9 protein-coding genes, 9 tRNA genes, 4 rRNA genes and 1 pseudogene are annotated in these 18,981 nt (G+C 43.5%); 11 read left to right on the forward strand and 12 right to left on the reverse strand.

Annotation, left to right across the window (positions count from 1 at the left end; all coding sequences use genetic code 11):
* Window positions 1-197: 197 nt before the first annotated feature.
* Window positions 198-1,454 carry a methyl-accepting chemotaxis protein gene (locus tag OCU78_RS12280; RefSeq protein WP_137375558.1) on the reverse strand — a complete coding sequence of 419 codons (1,257 nt, stop codon included), beginning with the start codon at window positions 1,452-1,454 and terminating at the stop codon, window positions 198-200.
* A gap of 103 nt (window positions 1,455-1,557) precedes the next feature.
* Between OCU78_RS12280 and OCU78_RS12285 the strand changes: the two genes are divergently transcribed.
* Window positions 1,558-2,307 carry a potassium channel family protein gene (locus OCU78_RS12285; RefSeq protein ID WP_137375559.1) on the forward strand — a complete coding sequence of 250 codons (750 nt, stop codon included), beginning with the start codon at window positions 1,558-1,560 and terminating at the stop codon, window positions 2,305-2,307.
* 47 nt (window positions 2,308-2,354) lie between these two features.
* On the opposite strand, the gene OCU78_RS12290 is transcribed toward OCU78_RS12285, so the two are convergent.
* Window positions 2,355-3,872: a CYTH and CHAD domain-containing protein gene (locus OCU78_RS12290; RefSeq protein ID WP_137375560.1), complete on the reverse strand. Its 1,518-nt coding sequence runs from the start codon at window positions 3,870-3,872 to the stop codon at window positions 2,355-2,357.
* Window positions 3,873-4,077: 205 nt separating this feature from the next.
* On the opposite strand from OCU78_RS12290, the gene OCU78_RS12295 reads away from it, so the two are divergent.
* The 3 genes from OCU78_RS12295 (at window position 4,078) to OCU78_RS12305 (ending at window position 6,954) form a co-directional block, all read left to right on the forward strand.
* Window positions 4,078-4,758, forward strand: a complete 681-nt coding sequence (locus OCU78_RS12295; RefSeq protein WP_167494084.1) for a TIGR00153 family protein — start codon at window positions 4,078-4,080, stop codon at window positions 4,756-4,758.
* A gap of 128 nt (window positions 4,759-4,886) precedes the next feature.
* Window positions 4,887-6,152 carry an inorganic phosphate transporter gene (locus OCU78_RS12300; RefSeq protein ID WP_137375562.1) on the forward strand — a complete coding sequence of 422 codons (1,266 nt, stop codon included), beginning with the start codon at window positions 4,887-4,889 and terminating at the stop codon, window positions 6,150-6,152.
* A gap of 190 nt (window positions 6,153-6,342) precedes the next feature.
* Complete coding sequence (locus tag OCU78_RS12305; protein WP_137375563.1) at window positions 6,343-6,954, forward strand: TIGR04211 family SH3 domain-containing protein; 612 nt, start codon at window positions 6,343-6,345, stop codon at window positions 6,952-6,954.
* A 173-nt stretch (window positions 6,955-7,127) separates the two neighbouring features.
* Here the strand turns inward: OCU78_RS12305 and OCU78_RS12310 are convergent, their stop codons facing one another.
* Window positions 7,128-8,024, reverse strand: coding sequence for a general secretion pathway protein GspB (locus OCU78_RS12310; protein ID WP_137375564.1), 897 nt, complete (start codon window positions 8,022-8,024; stop codon window positions 7,128-7,130).
* Window positions 8,024-9,676 (reverse strand): ExeA family protein, encoded by a 1,653-nt coding sequence (locus OCU78_RS12315; RefSeq protein WP_137375565.1) that lies wholly within the window; start codon window positions 9,674-9,676, stop codon window positions 8,024-8,026. Before OCU78_RS12315 ends, OCU78_RS12310 begins: the two co-directional genes overlap by 1 nt.
* A gap of 36 nt (window positions 9,677-9,712) precedes the next feature.
* Between OCU78_RS12315 and OCU78_RS12320 the strand changes: the two are divergent.
* The 6 genes and pseudogenes from OCU78_RS12320 to OCU78_RS12345 all read left to right on the forward strand — a co-directional run bounded on the left by OCU78_RS12320 (window position 9,713) and on the right by OCU78_RS12345 (window position 11,891).
* Window positions 9,713-11,010: pseudogene (locus tag OCU78_RS12320) on the forward strand (multifunctional CCA addition/repair protein).
* Between the two features lie 356 nt (window positions 11,011-11,366).
* Window positions 11,367-11,442, forward strand: a tRNA-Phe gene (locus tag OCU78_RS12325).
* A gap of 56 nt (window positions 11,443-11,498) precedes the next feature.
* Window positions 11,499-11,574 (forward strand) — tRNA-Thr (locus tag OCU78_RS12330).
* Between the two features lie 24 nt (window positions 11,575-11,598).
* A tRNA-Asn gene (locus tag OCU78_RS12335) sits at window positions 11,599-11,674 on the forward strand.
* A gap of 36 nt (window positions 11,675-11,710) precedes the next feature.
* Window positions 11,711-11,786 (forward strand) — tRNA-Thr (locus OCU78_RS12340).
* A 29-nt stretch (window positions 11,787-11,815) separates the two neighbouring features.
* Window positions 11,816-11,891 (forward strand) — tRNA-Asn (locus OCU78_RS12345).
* Window positions 11,892-13,023: 1,132 nt separating this feature from the next.
* Here OCU78_RS12345 and OCU78_RS12350 read toward each other — a convergent pair.
* The 5 genes from OCU78_RS12350 to OCU78_RS12370 form a co-directional block, all read right to left on the reverse strand.
* Window positions 13,024-13,100: transfer RNA gene (locus OCU78_RS12350), tRNA-Asp, on the reverse strand.
* Between the two features lie 30 nt (window positions 13,101-13,130).
* Window positions 13,131-13,246: ribosomal RNA gene (gene rrf / locus OCU78_RS12355) — 5S ribosomal RNA — on the reverse strand.
* Between the two features lie 42 nt (window positions 13,247-13,288).
* Window positions 13,289-13,365: transfer RNA gene (locus OCU78_RS12360), tRNA-Thr, on the reverse strand.
* A 39-nt stretch (window positions 13,366-13,404) separates the two neighbouring features.
* Window positions 13,405-13,520 (reverse strand): 5S ribosomal RNA (rrf, locus tag OCU78_RS12365).
* Window positions 13,521-13,647: 127 nt separating this feature from the next.
* Window positions 13,648-16,541, reverse strand: a 23S ribosomal RNA gene (locus tag OCU78_RS12370).
* Between the two features lie 24 nt (window positions 16,542-16,565).
* On the opposite strand from OCU78_RS12370, the gene OCU78_RS12375 reads away from it, so the two are divergent.
* Entirely contained in the window at window positions 16,566-16,700 is a 135-nt protein-coding gene (locus tag OCU78_RS12375) for a hypothetical protein (RefSeq protein ID WP_261856019.1), read from the forward strand.
* A 140-nt stretch (window positions 16,701-16,840) separates the two neighbouring features.
* Here the strand turns inward: OCU78_RS12375 and OCU78_RS12380 are convergent.
* The 3 genes from OCU78_RS12380 to OCU78_RS12390 form a co-directional block, all read right to left on the reverse strand.
* Window positions 16,841-16,916, reverse strand: a tRNA-Ala gene (locus OCU78_RS12380).
* A 20-nt stretch (window positions 16,917-16,936) separates the two neighbouring features.
* A tRNA-Ile gene (locus tag OCU78_RS12385) sits at window positions 16,937-17,013 on the reverse strand.
* Window positions 17,014-17,080: 67 nt separating this feature from the next.
* A 16S ribosomal RNA gene (locus OCU78_RS12390) occupies window positions 17,081-18,635 on the reverse strand.
* Together the 16S, 23S and 5S rRNA genes with 4 tRNA genes alongside form the textbook arrangement of a ribosomal RNA operon.
* Window positions 18,636-18,981: the final 346 nt, after the last annotated feature.

Raw genomic sequence — 18,981 nt, forward strand, 5'->3', positions numbered from 1 at the left:
CCTAAACTTTGTCTATTTAGGATTACTGTGTTTTTCTTCCGAGCGAGTTTTATTTATATCAAACTCTTTGAGATTTGTATCAAACTCATCTTTGTTTGTATCAAACTTCAGCCAATAAAAAACGCCCACATCAACAATGCGGGCGTTTTAATTTATCTATTCTAAATATCGACACCTAAGAAGGCTGTGGCATTCCATTACACTTTGAATTGCTTGATTTTACCATCCAATTCTTCAGCATTTGTTTGCATGATTTCAGAGGTTTCTAGTAGCTCACCGACTACGGTTACAGACGCTTCTACTAGCTCTCTTACGTTAGTAAGGTTAACGCTCATTTCTTCAGCCACACTGCTTTGTTGACCTGCGGCCGTTGCAATTTGGAAGTTCATGTCATTTATTTGATTAACTTGCTCAACAATGCCATCAAGTTCAGAACCGGCATTGGTTACCAGCTCTACACCATCTGCAGCTTCAACTACACTTTTCTCCATTAGTTCAACAGCTGAATTCGCACTATTTTGCAAATGAGTGATCATCTCTTGAATTTCAACAGTTGCTTGTTGCGTACGTTGAGCTAGGTTACGAACTTCATCGGCTACAACCGCGAAACCACGACCAGCTTCACCCGCACGCGCAGCTTCAATAGCAGCATTCAATGCAAGTAAATTAGTTTGTTCTGAGATGCCTTGAATAGTACCAACAACGCTTCCAATAGATTCTACGCGCTCTTCTACTTGGTTCACGGCACCTGCTGACGCTGAAATATCTGTAGATAGCTCGCTCATCTTCGTCACAGTACCTTGTACAAACTTCTGCCCCGTTACGGCTTGTGCTGATGCTTGCTCGGTTAGTGCTGAAGCATTCTGAGCATGGTCTGCTACTGTTTGTACAGTAGAAGTCATTTCACTCATTGCAGTCGCAAGCTGATCAATTTCATTGAATTCTTCTTGTGCCGAGTCTTTCGTTTCAGACATACTGATAGTCATTACTTCCGTCAGCGCTGATAATTCATCTGAAGAGCTAAGCTGAGTTTTAATCATGTCATGAAGTTGAACGCGAGTTTTTTCTAACTCACGAGCAACATCACCATACTCATCTTTACAGTCCATACCAATAGGAACTGAAAGGTCTTTGCTTGCCATAACTTTAATTGCAGCGCTTAAGTACTGAGTTTGACGCAACATCACGTTAGCGGCCCCCATCAGCAGCACGATAAATACAGCAATCATAATTGCAGTTTGCCATGCCACCTGAACCAGGTAGGTTTCATAATGTTCTTGAGCAACTTGAGCGCTATTTGTGGCAGCAAGAAGCGCATCGTAGAATGTACTTGCATCCCACAATTGCTTAGCAATGATCAAAACCGTACTAAACACCATCAATACGATCATTTTCGGAACGAGACGGGTATCCGAGATAATCCTTTCCCAAGGCTTAAAGGCCAGTTTTGTCATTGTCACTTCTCCACTAAGTCTTATATATTAAAGTCTTTGCGTTAGTCGCAAGCACACTGTACAAAATTATAGTCATGCGCTATTTATTTCGAGCTTCATAAGAATGTTAAATACTACCAAAGACACAGCAAAGCCGATGAGCTTATTGTCACTTATACTCTCTTTCATAGCGTTATTTGTGATCTCTAGCTTGTTGTTTGCCCCAATCGATCATGAGACTCGACAAATACTTATCGGCCTCGACTTTATTATCTGTAGTATTTTTATCCTACAGCTCACCATTGATCTCTTTCGGGCAGATGACAAAGTCCAGTACCTAAAAGTCCACTGGATCGATTTCATAGCCAGCTTGCCGCTCATTGAACCTCTGCGTTTCGCTCGAATCTTCCAGATCTTAAGAGTGATCCTGATATTAAGATCAGGAAAACGAGTATTTAGAAACCTGCTGAATAATAAGAAAGAAACAACACTAGCTTCTATTCTTTTACTGCTCGTGATATTGCTTACCATCGGTGCTGGAAGCATTCTATTACTTGAGCACAAAGACCCAAGTGCGAACATCACCACAGGGCAAGATGCCTTATGGTGGGCATTTGTTACTATATCAACCGTGGGTTATGGGGATCATTATCCCGTCACAAGTTCGGGAAAATTGATCGCATCAATTGTAATTATTTGTGGTGTGGGTGTATTCGGTATGATCTCAGGGCTGATCACTTCACTCATCACCTCCCCCAACAGACAAGAAAACCTGCAGGCTGAGAATAATGATAAAAATATAGAACTGATCATCAAGCAGCAACAAGCGATTTTAGAACGTCTGGATCAGCTCGAAAAACAGATAAAAAAATAGGGCTTTCGCCCTATTCTTCTATCTTGAACACTGATTTTCTCGATAAATTAGTCTTGCCAGTACGGCTCAACTTCAACGCTAATCTGACGAGTTTGTTCCATTGCATGCAAGATTGATACTTCTTGCCGAGCTAACCAGCGCTCTAGCTGATCTTTCTCATCGCCTTCTAACTTCTCGATAAGTGGTGAAAGCGTCTTTAACATTAATAAATCATCAATACCCTGGATCATGTCAGCCCAAGGTAGCCTGAAGCTATTACGTTCTTCATCATCATAAAGGCTGGCAAACCCGACACCTGAGTATAAATTCCTCATTAATCGATATTGCTGCTCTATGTACGCTTGGCTAGACATTACTCTTTCTGGTGGGAAAGCTTCCATGAGCTCAGCCCAAGTTCTATCTAATTGCTTCACAGAGAACCACTCAATACCTCGAGCCATTTGCTCACGAGCTTTTTCATCTAAGAATGGTTGCCATCCTCTTGATAAGATCCAGCGACTCAAATCCAACAATAAGCCGGTGTAACGCGCAGAACTTAACAGTGTCAGTAACTCTTCACGTTCAGGCAGCTGTTGTTGCATCTCCTTCAATTCTGAAACCAAAAACTTACGTGCATCAAGCTTACGTAGTACGTGCCCTTTATCTTCAAGCAGGTCTTCAAGGTAATCGTACGTTTTTAGCCAGTTTAGTTCCTGCTCTAGCCATTTTAATTCTTGACGTAAAATAGCACTGGCTCGACGTGGAACGATGCCACCGTAAATAGTAAAAGTTTGGCGAATAAAGCTGATTGAATGACTGATTTCATGCAAAGCTTCAATCGACTGACGCTCAGTAAAAATCTGTTCATGAGTATGCCAGTGAGATAAGGCATGCTCTAAAGACTGAATAAAACACGATTCGACTGTGTCATGTTTATCGGTATTCACCAATGTCAGTTCTTTCACTTCATCCCCAGCATAGCCTTGAGCAAGGCGATAACCTTTCGCAGCTTTGCTAAGATTACCTAAGCGCATGCCGCCATTTTCACAAAACTGGCGAGACAGAGTAAATAAAGCATCGGCTTGGCCGGATTTAAGTTCAAGCTCGACTTCGCAAATAGGATCTTGTTTATCACCTGAAACTACAAAGCCCTGATCAAAAGCAACTTCGATTTGACTTCCATCAGGCATCCCCACTAACCACTGCTCACGAGTAAAGTTAGTCGAGAAAAGGGGGAATAATTCGGATTGGACCGTTTCAATATCTTTTCCTTCTGGCCAAATGTCGGCAGGATGTAAAGATAAGTCGGGTTCATTACTGTTATGCTCGGCATTATATTCAGGTCTTTGATGTAGACCAGCGACAACTCGACCCGCCGTTTTTACGGTTTGTACAAATACGTCATCAAAACGTCGAATTCGTAAGCCAGTATCATGCTTACGTAGCCAGTTATCAGGGGTGTCGAAGTAGATGTTACCTAATTCACGACAACTGTGCTGAAGGACTTTAGTTTCAGCAATTTTATTGCGCAAAGTCTCTGAAAAATCAGGAGAAACAAAAAACTTAAGCTCTATCTCGGTTTCCATAGTTATGCCTTTCTATAAAGATAAGAATAGGATATTGCCTATTTAGAATCCGGGCAAGAAAGAAATATCGCGATAATGATGATCTAAAACAGTTTTAATGAGAGATTGATTGGGTTAACATGCGCGACTTTGTAGCCATCGCTTAACATTTCACCACGAAAATGGTGTATGTTTTTTAGGTTATTATTTATTAGGTTGGATGACCATGCCAGTAAATACAATTATGGGGTTATTTGCAAAGTCCCCAATTAAGCCTTTGCAGCGTCACGTGGTTTGCGTGAATGAATGTTGTTCACATTTAGTCAATTTCTTTGAAGTTTCTTCAAAGGGTGACTGGGAAAAAGCATCTGAAATTCGAGCTCAAATTTCTCATTTAGAGAAAGAAGCAGACGTACTAAAACGTGAAATTCGCCTTAAACTTCCTCGCGGTTTGTTTATGCCAGTTGATCGCACCGATATGTTGGAGCTTTTAACTCAGCAAGACAAACTTGCAAACCTAGCGAAAGACATTGCTGGCCGTGTATATGGTCGTCAACTTGTCATTCCTGCTCCAATGCAAGAAAACTTTATTGCTTACGTTAAACGTTGCCTAGATGCAGCGAACCAAGCACAAAACGTAATCAATGAACTAGACGAGTTACTTGAAACGGGCTTTAAAGGTCGTGAAGTGACACTCGTTGCTGAAATGATTCATCAATTAGATGTAATCGAAGATGATACCGATGCAATGCAGATCGAGTTACGCCAACAATTAATGGCGATTGAAGGCGATCTAAATCCTGTCGACATCATGTTCTTATACAAAATTCTTGAATGGATTGGTGGTATTGCAGATCAAGCACAGCGTGTTGGCGCTCGTCTTGAAGTAATGCTTTCTCGATCTTAAATCATACGTTAACTATATAACGAAGAGCACTTTTTAACCAAACCACTTATGCGCTGAGTATTTCTCTCGCTGAGCGGTTTTTTGCGTCTAAATTTGTTCCGCTTGTTATCAAACAACTAGGTATTACGATGGATATCCTTGCTAATTACGGCACTGTCCTGATTATTGTTGCAGCAGCTTTCGGTTTCTTGATGGCTATTGGTATTGGTGCAAATGACGTTGCGAACGCAATGGGCACCTCAGTAGGCTCTAAAGCTTTAACCGTTAAACAAGCGATCATTATCGCAATGATCTTTGAATTCGCAGGTGCATACCTTGCGGGTGGCGAAGTAACTGACACGATCCGTAAAGGTGTTATCGAAACATCTCTATTTGCTCACCAACCTGATGTGCTTGTATATGGCATGATGTCTGCGCTATTAGCGGCAGGTACATGGCTACTTCTTGCGTCTTACATGGGCTGGCCAGTATCTACGACACACTCTATTATCGGTGCAATCATCGGTTTCGCTTGTGTATCTGTTGGTACTGAAGCGGTAGATTGGAATAGTGTTCAAGGTATTGTAGGTAGTTGGATTGTTACACCGCTTATCTCCGGCTTCTTCGCCTATGTGATATTTGTCAGTGCCCAACGATTAATTTTCGATACAGAGAACCCTCTGTTTAATGCTAAGCGTTTTGTTCCTGTATACATGTTCATTACCACGATGGTAATTGCACTTGTAACGATCAAGAAAGGTCTTAAGCACGTTGGTCTTCACCTAAGCAATACCGAAGCTTGGTTATGGTCTGCAGGTTTCTCTGGTCTAGTTATGTTAGGTGGTTACCTATACATCCAGAAAAAGTTTGCTAACCGCGAAGAAGATCATGGCTTTGCTGGCGTAGAAGGCATCTTCTCTGTACTTATGGTTATCACAGCTTGTGCGATGGCTTTTGCTCACGGTTCAAATGATGTAGCAAATGCGATTGGTCCACTTTCAGCGGTTGTATCAACTGTTGAGCACATGGGTGAAATTTCAGGTAAAACCTCAATAGCTTGGTGGATTCTTCCTCTTGGCGGTATTGGTATCGTTGTTGGTCTTGCGACTATGGGTCATAAAGTTATGGCAACTGTTGGTACTGGTATTACAGAACTAACACCAAGCCGCGGCTTTGCAGCTCAACTAGCAACAGCTTGTACTGTAGTATTAGCTTCTGGTACTGGTCTTCCAATCTCAACGACACAGACACTAGTTGGTGCTGTTCTTGGTGTAGGCTTTGCTCGAGGCATTGCAGCTCTGAACTTAGGCGTAGTTCGTAATATTGTTGCTTCATGGATTGTGACGCTACCTGCTGGTGCTCTACTAGCGGTTGTATTCTTCTACATGATTCAAGCTTTATTCATGAGCTTGTAATTTAGAATTAAGTCAGAGACATGTGAGTCAAGATATTCGTATGTAAATACAATGTCATTATTGACTCAAACGCACAGAAAGGGAGGCTTAGCCTCCCTTCTTTGTTGCACGAGCCAAAAAAACTAAATACTATTTGATAATTAAGGCTGACTCTCGCCTACCCCAAATTAGAATTGTTAAGGGAATTACTGTGAAAAAACTGATTTGCATGGTTTTATTTACAATGCTTGCTGCTCCTGCAGCATTCGCTCAAGATCGTTATATCGCTGACAAACTTTTTACTTACATGCACTCTGGTCCAAACAATACTTATCGAATTATCGGTAGTGTTGATGCTGGTGAGAAAATTAAACTACTGCAAGCGAACAAACAAACTGGATACAGCGAGGTTCTTGATAACCGCGGTCGTAAAGGTTGGGTTGAAAGTAAATTTGTTAGCCGTCAAGAAAGCATGGCATTACGCTTACCAAAAGTTGAAAAAGAACTCGCGGACGTAAAAGCAAAACTAGCTAATGCACGTCAAAGTGCTGATAGCGAAAAAGCTGGCTTAGCTAGCTCTCTTGATTCGCGTAACAAACAAATTTCAGAGCTTGAACAGAACTATAGTGAGATTAGCCAGCAGCTAACTTCATCTCAAACTGAGAATCGCGAATTACGTGCGAAAATTGATACTCAAAAAGACGACTTACTACTTAAATACTTCATGTATGGCGGTGGCGTTGCAGGTATTGGTCTTCTATTTGGTTTGTTGCTACCGCATATTATCCCACGCCGTAAGAAGTCACCAAACGGTTGGTCTTAAACGCTTACTCCTTCTTTAGCTACTTAGAGTATGCGTGAGTAGCTAAATTTCTGATGAGTTAATCAAGTAACAGACACCAAAAAGGGGCACATTGATATGTGCCCCTTTTATAATTATAACCGACCAATAATCGACATAAGCTATAGCCTTTAGCTGCCTCCTTAAACTGAAGTTTACCCCTGCCACTCATATAAGGCTGGAACTTCAATAAGCTCTTGCTGATATTTTATAATTATCGATTGAGGCTTGATTTCGATTAATTGCACGCCATTGGCAATCCAATCACCCACATACCGGTCTTTACCATTTACCTTCACCCAGCGTTTTGTCTGGTCACTAGAGTACATATGCGTTTGCAGGTTTAATTTAGGTAAAGAACCAGAAAAAAGGTGAGTATTTGATTCAAAGTCAATTGCACCACTTTCTGCATTCCCGCGATCATCACTACTACCTGAATCACGATTATTCGTTGAGTCTTGTAATATAGATTCAATAGTCAGAGCTAGTTCTGGGGAGAACTCAGTTAAATCGATATCACCTAAATCCAGCTCAGGTTCATTTGGCTCAATCAGTCTTGGATTAGACCGTTCAAACTCTGACTTCTGATCGATTTCTGATGCACCTAAAGGCTCTGCTTGTGCGATTAAATGAGAGCTTTCCTGTAAACCTGTTTCATCTTCTTTAGAAGCAACTCGAGAAACAATACGCGTTTCTGAGTATTCGATTTGACGAATCAATGGCTTCAAATCCTGAGCTAACATTGCAGGACGAACAGAGAATAAAGAATCCCCTTCAGGTTCAACCCTAACTTGTTGAAGCTCACGACTCTCCATCTCCATAACTGGAGCTTTATCTTCTTGCCATTGATAATACAGAGCACCAATAACCAATACAGAGGGCACGACCAATAGTGAACACAGCAAAAGCTTTGAAGTACTTTTAGTTTTATTGAGGTGGGTTGGCGAAGCCTGAAATTGATCCACAGGTTCTCCGGCCGAATGGAAAGTAGATTGCTGAAGCCCTGGCTTTCTTAATTCTGATTGCTTTAACGCATCCATAATCTGAGACATTATTTTTGTTCTCCAGAGTTAATGAGAAGCGCAGGGGCATCTAATTGAGTCAATTTTTGTAACCGAGCTAAAGTGCGACTACCTGCAATTCCATCAACTGTCATACCTTGCCAATTCTGAAAAGCTGCGACTTTAGATTTTAATTCCTCATCAAACACATCACTACCCGACACCTCTTCTCCAAGAGCCTCAGAAAGCAATAAGTCCAGCATGGTAACAGCTTCACCTTGATAGCCATATTTTAAGGTTTGCCTTAAAGGCTGTTTCCAAATAGCGACATAATCCCCACTCCACAACTCATTTAGAGCATCTATTGGAAGTTGTATCAGTTGTTCTCGAATGAGTAACTCAACTGAGTCTGATGAGACACTATAAAGCACACCAAATAATGGTACTTGGTTCAACTCAAGGTTTAGTACAACAGGAACATTCTCATTGATTAGCTCACTTAACGTTGCTTTTTGCTGGCGACAAATAAACTCACTCTGTGGCTCACTCAAACAAAGCCCATCTCGTACTGAAGATTTATATCCCCATAGTCCATATAGGCTCTGTATCGCTATAGAACGCTGCTTGCCAGCTTCTAATGCTTCTTTAATATCATTAGGTATGTCACTTTCTTCTTTTACCGCTATTACAGATTTAACAGCAATTTCAGGCTCATTTGCCATTTCTAGCTGACTAAAAGTAAGCCTTTCAAAGTACTGGGGGCTGTAAATATAGGCTCCATAAGCCATTCCTAAACCACATAACGTTGCAGCTATGTATTTCATCCACTTAGGACGTTGGTATGTGCGATTTACTTGTGGAGAGTGATAAACTTCCGCTTGAAATGACATGACCTGCTGGCAAGCTCGTTGAACCGTATTACTAGGAATAGATCGACTTCGACCCGGTGAAGCTTCACCCGCATGAAAGCTCAGCTGTAATGCTTTATCACAAACTAAATTAATCAAGCGCGGGATACCATGAGTATGCTGAGCGATTGACTTAATTGATGCATTCATGAAAAGCATGTCGCTGCCCCCCGCCATTTCGAGACGAAAAGCGATATATTTCCCGGTCTCTTCCACATTGAGAGGTAGTAAATGATAACGACCAGTAATTCGTTGGGCTAATTGGCGCAGCTGAGTGGTTTGTAAATGCTGTTGCAGCTCAGGCTGACCAACCAGCAGAACCTTTAACAGTTTTCGATGATCCGTTTCTAGATTGGTCAGCAGGCGTAACTGTTCTAGCACATCAGCAGCAAGGTGCTGAGCTTCATCAATAACAAGGAGGGTCTGAATATCTTGAGCATGATTATCTAACAAAAAATGGTGTATAGCCTGACTCAGCTGTTTCAGTGATGCTTGCTCTGGGTACGACACTTCAAATTCATCACAAATAGCTTCTAATAAATCAGTGTTAGAAAAAGTCGGGTTTAAAATAAGCCCTGCACAAGTATCTTCATCTAGCCCTGTTAGCATTGCTTTTGCTACGGTCGTCTTACCGGTACCTACTTCTCCAGTAAGCATTGCAAAGCCCCCACCTTCTCCTAAACCTGCCTGTAAGTTCTGCATCGCCTCTTGATGGCGTTGACTAAGAAACAGATAGCGAGAATTTGGTACAATCGAAAATGGCATCTCTACGAAGCCAAAATATTCCTTATACATGTGCAGCCCTATTATTACGATTATGGCAAAGTACCACTGCGCACGATAAAGTCCAGTAGTGATAAAAATTTCGAGGTGTTAGCTTGCAAATTACAGACAACCTGCAAAAAAATAAGCCATTACAGAGATATCTAGTAGGTGGTGCGGTTCGCGATAAACTTCTGAGTATTAAGTGCGAAGATCAAGATTGGGTTGTAGTAGGCAGCACACCAAAAGAAATGAAATCCTTAGGGTTCATTGCCGTTGGAAAAGACTTTCCAGTATTTTTGCACCCAACGACCAAGCAAGAACATGCACTTGCTCGGACTGAGCGAAAATCTGGCACTGGTTACACAGGGTTTGAATGCCACTTTGCCCCTGACGTTAGTTTAGAAGAAGATCTCATGCGCAGAGACTTAACGATCAATGCAATGGCTCAAGATGAAAATGAAACCATCTATGACCCTTATAATGGACAACAAGACCTAAAAGATAAAATTCTAAGGCACGTATCTCACGCATTTACAGAAGACCCTCTACGAGTATTACGCGTCGCTCGATTTGCCGCTAAGTTACATCACCTAGGCTTTAGTGTTGCTGAAGACACCCTATTACTCATGAGAGCGATTGCTGAGTCAGGTGAGCTTGCTTATTTAACGCCTGAGCGTGTATGGCAAGAATGGCACAAATCACTAAGCTCTCATCACCCAGAAATTTTTATATCCATTTTAAGAGAGTGCGGCGCTCTTAAAATTGTCTTACCTGAGTTAGATGCATTATTTGGGGTTCCTCAACCAGAAAAATGGCACCCAGAAATTGATACTGGCATTCATACATTAATGGTAGCTCAGCAAGCCGCAGTACTAAGTTCAGCATTGCCGGTAAGGTTTGCAGCCCAGGTTCACGATCTAGGTAAAGGTATCACTCCTGAATCAGAATGGCCTAGCCACAAAATGCACTGCCACACTGGGCTAAAAATCATTAAACAACTTTGCGAACGAATTCGTATACCAAACGAATTCAAAGAGCTTGCTTTGCTTGTTTGCGAGCAGCACTCAAATATCCACCGAGCGAGCGAGTTAAAAGCATCAACTTTTCTTAAAGTACTCAATAAATTCGATGTCTGGAGAAAACCAGAAAGGCTGAACGACATCCTACTATGCTGCCAAGCAGATCATGCTGGAAGAAAGGGGTTAGAGAAAGAACCTTACCCTCAAAAAAAACGTTTTGAAACTGCTTACCAAGCCGCTTTAACCGTTCAAGTGAAGAACATCATAGATGACGGCTTTAAAGGTAAAGATATCCGAACAGAGCAAGAAAGGCGCCGTATTGAAGCGATCCAATTAACTTTATAAAAAGGTCATAAACTGCAGTAGGCACTACCCCGTTCAATGTTTGGGTAATGAAACCTAACATTACAGTTCATTTGAAAATAGAGAGAATCAGGCATAATTAAGAACTAAGCTAGATCTTAAAGATGCCACTACTCTTTAAAATAAAAGTAATACATTTTCATAGGTGCTTTATTATATCTCCAGACATTTTCACTAAGTTAATCGCAAGTATTGAATTATTTGGGTCATGCTGACTAACGCTTTTCTATACAAAATGAATAAAAACACCCCATTAAGTATAGAAAAACATCAAACGATACTTTTTTTGCAATTTAAAGTTGACCAGAAAGCCGAAAACGCGTTTAATACACCTCGTCGCCCGGATAGCTCAGTCGGTAGAGCAGAGGATTGAAAATCCTCGTGTCGGTGGTTCGATTCCGCCTCCGGGCACCACAATTTATTTGTTGGTGTCTTAGACAACAACAGTAAAGCACAAAGAGATATTATGTGCCGACTTAGCTCAGTAGGTAGAGCAACTGACTTGTAATCAGTAGGTCACCAGTTCGACTCCGGTAGTCGGCACCACTTCTTTAAAGCTTTAAGAATAATTCCCCTTTAGTTCAGTTGGTAGAACGGCGGACTGTTAATCCGTATGTCGCAAGTTCAAGTCTTGCAAGGGGAGCCAAGTTCATCATTAAGCATTAGCTTTTTGATATATGATGCCGACTTAGCTCAGTAGGTAGAGCAACTGACTTGTAATCAGTAGGTCACCAGTTCGATTCCGGTAGTCGGCACCATTCTCTTGATTAGAGATTAAACCATCAATTCCCCTTTAGTTCAGTTGGTAGAACGGCGGACTGTTAATCCGTATGTCGCAAGTTCAAGTCTTGCAAGGGGAGCCAATTAAAAAAGGCCGCATCATTGATGCGGCCTTTTTGCATTTCGAAACCCAAATTTATATATCCATATCTCCGCACCCCAACAAATTTAGAGATAAGTACATATCTATTCTTTACAGCAATCAGAGCTAACAAACAAAACTTATTCATACTCTAGACATAACAAGACGCCATTAATACCTCTAATAACGATCGATTAATTTACGAAGGATTAGGTAATAGAATCTTTCAATAGGAGCCTCAGAAGGCTATACGTTGTCTATTTTTATAGTAGTGATCTATATTGACTCTTCAGCTGACTACTCACAAAACAAAAAATATCATGACATTAAAAAATAACAGTTATGACTCAAGAGCTACAGTAGCTCGATATATACGGTTAACTAAAAATAGGTAGTGATGAAATTGATGAAAAGATCCAATAAGAACAGGAGTGGTAGTACTAACCTATTCGACTAGTTATGTTTGATGAATAATCAAATTGCTCACAACTTATTTGGAATAAAATCACCCAAGCCCTGCTCTATCAAGTGAGCAAGCCGCTAATTTATTTTAGATTAAAGGCTGTTATATCTATTCCTGGGATGAATAAGATCTCTCAAAGTTTCAGATTGAAGCACTAGCGAAACTTACAGCCTTCTTTTTCATATAGGTAAAATCATTCACATTTCATACTATCAAATCAAAGCTACTTCCACCTAAAAGCACATTCTCACTTAACCACTCACCAAGCACTACACGTGGTAGGCTCTACACTATTGTAAAAGCGTAATTAGAAGTACTTAAGGAGCATCGTAGAGTGAAGTGGTGTGATACATCAAAAAAGCTTATACAGTCAAACCATAAGATTCTGCAGTACTTCTAACCTTCAAGAAGTTGAGCTTATTAACTGGTACAGGATCGAGAATTAAATGAAGAAAACATGCTTTGATGCCTAGACTTGGTTTAACCTGTTTAAAAGTACAAGCAAGCTTAAGCCTTTAAGAAACGATTAATCAAGAAGTTTATAACTAGAAATGAAGGTAAAGCACTACCGAAAATGGCTCCCAAGCGAGTACTAAAGCAATGAGAACCTATAGAGAGATAACCTAGACATAAAAAAAGCCCTGCTATTTCTAGCAGGGCTTTTAATAAGTGGCGGAGTGGACGGGACTCGAACCCGCGACCCCCGGCGTGACAGGCCGGTATTCTAACCAACTGAACTACCACTCCGCAGTGTCTATTCAGCTTAAAGCAATTTGAGCCTGACGATGTCCTACTCTCACATGGGGAAGCCCCACACTACCATCGGCGCTATTGTGTTTCACTTCTGAGTTCGGCATGGAATCAGGTGGGTCCACAATGCTATGGTCGTCAAACAAATTCTGTTGTTAATTTTAATAATAAAATCAACTAAATTGTGGTGCTGATACCCAGACTCGAACTGGGGACCTCACCCTTACCAAGGGTGCGCTCTACCGGGCTGAGCTATATCAGCAAATCAAAGAACCGTTTAAAACGATTCTTAAAATTTAAAGCCTGGCGATGTCCTACTCTCACATGGGGAAGCCCCACACTACCATCGGCGCTATTGTGTTTCACTTCTGAGTTCGGCATGGAGTCAGGTGGGTCCACAATGCTATGGTCGCCAAGCAAATTTTGCTTTTACTTCCAGTTTTAAAAACTGAAGGCAAAATAATCTGGAAAGCTGTTTTTGTTCTCTTCAAACTCATTCAAGGTCTGGTATTTCTATGAGTCCACAAAACCCCTTGGGTGTTGTATGGTTAAGCCTCACGGGCAATTAGTACAGGTTAGCTCAATGCCTCGCAGCACTTACACACCCTGCCTATCAACGTCGTAGTCTACGACAACCCTTAAGGACGCTTAAAGCGTCAGGGAAAACTCATCTCAAGGCTCGCTTCGCGCTTAGATGCTTTCAGCGCTTATCGATTCCGAACTTAGCTACCGGGCAATGCCATTGGCATGACAACCCGAACACCAGAGGTTCGTCCACTCCGGTCCTCTCGTACTAGGAGCAGCCCCTTTCAATTTTCCAACGCCCACGGCAGATAGGGACCGAACTGTCTCACGACGTTCTAAACCCAGCTCGCGTACCACTTTAAATGGCGAACAGCCATACCCTTGGGACCGACTTCAGCCCCAGGATGTGATGAGCCGACATCGAGGTGCCAAACACCGCCGTCGATATGAACTCTTGGGCGGTATCAGCCTGTTATCCCCGGAGTACCTTTTATCCGTTGAGCGATGGCCCTTCCATTCAGAACCACCGGATCACTATGACCTGCTTTCGCACCTGCTCGAATTGTCATTCTCGCAGTCAAGCGGGCTTATGCCATTGCACTAACCACACGATGTCCAACCGTGTTTAGCCCACCTTCGTGCTCCTCCGTTACTCTTTGGGAGGAGACCGCCCCAGTCAAACTACCCACCAGGCACTGTCCGTAATCCCGATTCAGGGACCGACGTTAGAACATCAAGCATACAAGGGTGGTATTTCAAGGACGACTCCATCACATCTAGCGACGCAATTTCATAGTCTCCCACCTATCCTACACATGTAGGGTCAATGTTCAGTGCCAAGCTGTAGTAAAGGTTCACGGGGTCTTTCCGTCTAGCCGCGGGTACACTGCATCTTCACAGCGATTTCAATTTCACTGAGTCTCGGGTGGAGACAGCGTGGCCATCATTACGCCATTCGTGCAGGTCGGAACTTACCCGACAAGGAATTTCGCTACCTTAGGACCGTTATAGTTACGGCCGCCGTTTACCGGGGCTTCGATCAAGAGCTTCGACCGAAGTCTAACCCCATCAATTAACCTTCCGGCACCGGGCAGGCGTCACACCGTATACGTCATCTTACGATTTTGCACAGTGCTGTGTTTTTAATAAACAGTTGCAGCCACCTGGTATCTGCGACTCTCGTCTGCTCCATCCGCAAGGGACTTCACTGATAAGAGCGTACCTTCTCCCGAAGTTACGGTACCATTTTGCCTAGTTCCTTCACCCGAGTTCTCTCAAGCGCCTTGGTATTCTCTACCCGACCACCTGTGTCGGTTTGGGGTACGATTTCTTATAATCTGAAGCTTAGAGGCTTTTCCTGGAAGTATGGCATCAATGACTTCACTACCGTAGTAGCTCGACATCGTATCTCAGCGTTAATGAAAGTCCGGATTTACCTAAACTTTCCGCCTACGTACTTGGACCTGGACAACCGTCGCCAGGCTCACCTAGCCTTCTCCGTCCCCCCATCGCAATTATAAGAAGTACAGGAATATTAACCTGTTTCCCATCGACTACGCCTTTCGGCCTCGCCTTAGGAGTCGACTTACCCTGCCCCGATTAACGTTGGACAGGAACCCTTGGTCTTCCGGCGAGGGAGTTTTTCACTCCCTTTATCGTTACTCATGTCAGCATTCGCACTTCTGATACCTCCAGCAGCCCTTACAGACCACCTTCAACGGCTTACAGAACGCTCCCCTACCCCACATACCCTAAGGTACGTAGCCGCAGCTTCGGTGTATAGCTTAGCCCCGTTACATCTTCCGCGCAGGCCGACTCGACCAGTGAGCTATTACGCTTTCTTTAAATGATGGCTGCTTCTAAGCCAACATCCTGGCTGTCTGAGCCTTCCCACATCGTTTCCCACTTAGCTATACTTTGGGACCTTAGCTGGCGGTCTGGGTTGTTTCCCTCTCCACGACGGACGTTAGCACCCGCCGTGTGTCTCCCGGATAGTACTTACTGGTATTCGGAGTTTGCAAAGGGTTGGTAAGTCGGGATGACCCCCTAGCCTTAACAGTGCTCTACCCCCAGTAGTATTCGTCCGAGGCGCTACCTAAATAGCTTTCGGGGAGAACCAGCTATCTCCAGGTTTGATTGGCCTTTCACCCCTAGCCACAAGTCATCCGCTAATTTTTCAACATTAGTCGGTTCGGTCCTCCAGTTGATGTTACTCAACCTTCAACCTGCCCATGGCTAGATCACCTGGTTTCGGGTCTAATCCTAGCAACTGTACGCCCAGTTAAGACTCGGTTTCCCTACGGCTCCCCTAAACGGTTAACCTTGCTACTAAAATTAAGTCGCTGACCCATTATACAAAAGGTACGCAGTCACACCACGAAGGTGCTCCTACTGCTTGTACGTACACGGTTTCAGGTTCTATTTCACTCCCCTCACAGGGGTTCTTTTCGCCTTTCCCTCACGGTACTGGTTCACTATCGGTCAGTCAGTAGTATTTAGCCTTGGAGGATGGTCCCCCCATATTCAGACAGGATATCACGTGTCCCGCCCTACTCGATTTCACTGATTATGATGCGTCGGTTACGGGGCTATCACCCTTTGTTGCGACACTTTCCAGAGTCTTCACCTGCATCATTAAAAGCTTAAGGGCTAATCCAATTTCGCTCGCCGCTACTTTCGGAATCTCGGTTGATTTCTCTTCCTCGGGGTACTTAGATGTTTCAGTTCCCCCGGTTTGCCTCCTGTTGCTATGTATTCACAACAGGATACTTACTTATGTAAGTGGGTTTCCCCATTCAGGAATCCCAGACTCAAAAGGTTATTACTACCTAATCTGGGCTTATCGCAAGTTATTACGCCTTTCATCGCCTCTGACTGCCAAGGCATCCACCGTGTACGCTTAGTCACTTAACCATACAACCCGAAAGGGTCTTGTGTATGGCAACTAACCAAGGTTTTGGTTGTCATCAAGAAGGGTTAATTCTTGATAACTGTTTGCCGGACTCAATTGTGAATCAAACTAGGTTTGATTCGAATACAAGACACTTGAATGTGTTTGTTGTGTTTATCTAGTTAAAGATAAACATTGAGAACTTTTAAATTTGATTGAATTACTCGTAAGTAATCAATCAGTCAGCTTTCCAAATTGTTAAAGAGCTTGATTCAATAAATTGAACCATTTTTAAAAACACTTAAGTAAATGTGCTTAAAGATGGTGGAGCTATGCGGGATCGAACCGCAGACCTCCTGCGTGCAAGGCAGGCGCTCTCCCAGCTGAGCTATAGCCCCATCTGTGTTGCAATCGATATTGGTGGGTCTGAGTGGACTTGAACCACCGACCTCCCGCTTATCAGGCGAGCGCTCTAACCAGCTGAGCTACAGACCCAATATCGTCTCTTTTACTTTTTAAACCTAATCAATCTGTGTGGGTACTCATCAACGATATCTTCGTATAAGGAGGTGATCCAGCCCCAGGTTCCCCTAGGGCTACCTTGTTACGACTTCACCCCAGTCATGAACCACAAAGTGGTGAGCGTCCTCCCCGAAAGGTTAAACTACCCACTTCTTTTGCAGCCCACTCCCATGGTGTGACGGGCGGTGTGTACAAGGCCCGGGAACGTATTCACCGTGACATTCTGATTCACGATTACTAGCGATTCCGACTTCATGGAGTCGAGTTGCAGACTCCAATCCGGACTACGACGCACTTTTTGGGATTCGCTCACTATCGCTAGCTTGCTGCCCTCTGTATGCGCCATTGTAGCACGTGTGTAGCCCTACTCGTAAGGGCCATGATGACTTGACGTCGTCCCCACCTTCCTCCGGTTTATCACCGGCAGTCTCCCTGGAGTTCCCGACATTACTCGCTGGCAAACAAGGATAAGGGTTGCGCTCGTTGCGGGACTTAACCCAACATTTCACAACACGAGCTGACGACAGCCATGCAGCACCTGTCTCAGAGCTCCCGAAGGCACACCTGCGTCTCCGCTGGCTTCTCTGGATGTCAAGAGTAGGTAAGGTTCTTCGCGTTGCATCGAATTAAACCACATGCTCCACCGCTTGTGCGGGCCCCCGTCAATTCATTTGAGTTTTAATCTTGCGACCGTACTCCCCAGGCGGTCTACTTAACGCGTTAGCTCCGAAAGCCACGGCTCAAGGCCACAACCTCCAAGTAGACATCGTTTACGGCGTGGACTACCAGGGTATCTAATCCTGTTTGCTCCCCACGCTTTCGCATCTGAGTGTCAGTATCTGTCCAGGGGGCCGCCTTCGCCACTGGTATTCCTTCAGATCTCTACGCATTTCACCGCTACACCTGAAATTCTACCCCCCTCTACAGTACTCTAGTTCACCAGTTTCAAATGCAGTTCCGAGGTTGAGCCCCGGGCTTTCACATCTGACTTAATGAACCACCTGCATGCGCTTTACGCCCAGTAATTCCGATTAACGCTCGCACCCTCCGTATTACCGCGGCTGCTGGCACGGAGTTAGCCGGTGCTTCTTCTGTTGCTAACGTCAAGAGATAAGCGTATTAAGCTTACCCCCTTCCTCACAACTGAAAGTACTTTACAACCCGAAGGCCTTCTTCATACACGCGGCATGGCTGCATCAGGCTTTCGCCCATTGTGCAATATTCCCCACTGCTGCCTCCCGTAGGAGTCTGGACCGTGTCTCAGTTCCAGTGTGGCTGATCATCCTCTCAGACCAGCTAGGGATCGTCGCCTTGGTGAGCCATTACCTCACCAACTAGCTAATCCCACCTAGGCGTATCCGGTAGCACAAGGCCCGAAGGTCCCCTGCTTTGCTCCGTAGAGATTATGCGGTATTAGCCATCGTTTCCAATGGTTATCCCCCTCTACCGGGCAACTTCCTAGGCATTACTCACCCGTCCGCCGCTCGACGCCCAACAAATCATCCGAAGAGTCAATGTTGTCGTTTCCGCTCGACTTGCATGTGTTAGGCCTGCCGCCAGCGTTCAATCTGAGCCATGATCAAACTCTTCAATTTAAGATTTTGTCGGCTCAATGAATACTGACTTCAAAACTAATATTTACCGAAGTAAACATGTAATTCTAAAGCTATTACCATTCCAACAGAATGGTAATGAATTGACTGTGCCAAAATTAAGTAAACTTAATTTTGTATTGGTCACTCAGTTCATTGAAACCAAATTGATTTCCGAAGAAATCTTGCTTTGCTATTGCAAAACAAATTTTGATATTCATCAACGAGTGCCCACACAGATTGATAGGTTTAAATTGTTAAAGAGCTTTGCTTTCAGTGCCTTAGCACTTAAGCAGGACGCGTATAATACGCTTTCTACTTTGAAAGTCAACATAAAATACTAAGAAAA

The sequence above is a fragment of the Vibrio gallaecicus genome (assembly GCF_024347495.1).
In the GTDB taxonomy this organism is placed as follows: Bacteria; Pseudomonadota; Gammaproteobacteria; order Enterobacterales; family Vibrionaceae; genus Vibrio; species Vibrio gallaecicus.

Coding starts and splice junctions, on each gene's coding strand:
- OCU78_RS12280 (WP_137375558.1), bottom strand. CDS start 1,454: ATGACAAAACTGGCCTTTAAGCCTTGGGAAAGGATTATCTCGGATACC.
- OCU78_RS12285 (WP_137375559.1), top strand. CDS start 1,558: ATGTTAAATACTACCAAAGACACAGCAAAGCCGATGAGCTTATTGTCA.
- OCU78_RS12290 (WP_137375560.1), bottom strand. CDS start 3,872: ATGGAAACCGAGATAGAGCTTAAGTTTTTTGTTTCTCCTGATTTTTCA.
- OCU78_RS12295 (WP_167494084.1), top strand. CDS start 4,078: ATGCCAGTAAATACAATTATGGGGTTATTTGCAAAGTCCCCAATTAAG.
- OCU78_RS12300 (WP_137375562.1), top strand. CDS start 4,887: ATGGATATCCTTGCTAATTACGGCACTGTCCTGATTATTGTTGCAGCA.
- OCU78_RS12310 (WP_137375564.1), bottom strand. CDS start 8,024: ATGTCTCAGATTATGGATGCGTTAAAGCAATCAGAATTAAGAAAGCCA.
- OCU78_RS12315 (WP_137375565.1), bottom strand. CDS start 9,676: ATGTATAAGGAATATTTTGGCTTCGTAGAGATGCCATTTTCGATTGTA.
- OCU78_RS12375 (WP_261856019.1), top strand. CDS start 16,566: ATGGCAACTAACCAAGGTTTTGGTTGTCATCAAGAAGGGTTAATTCTT.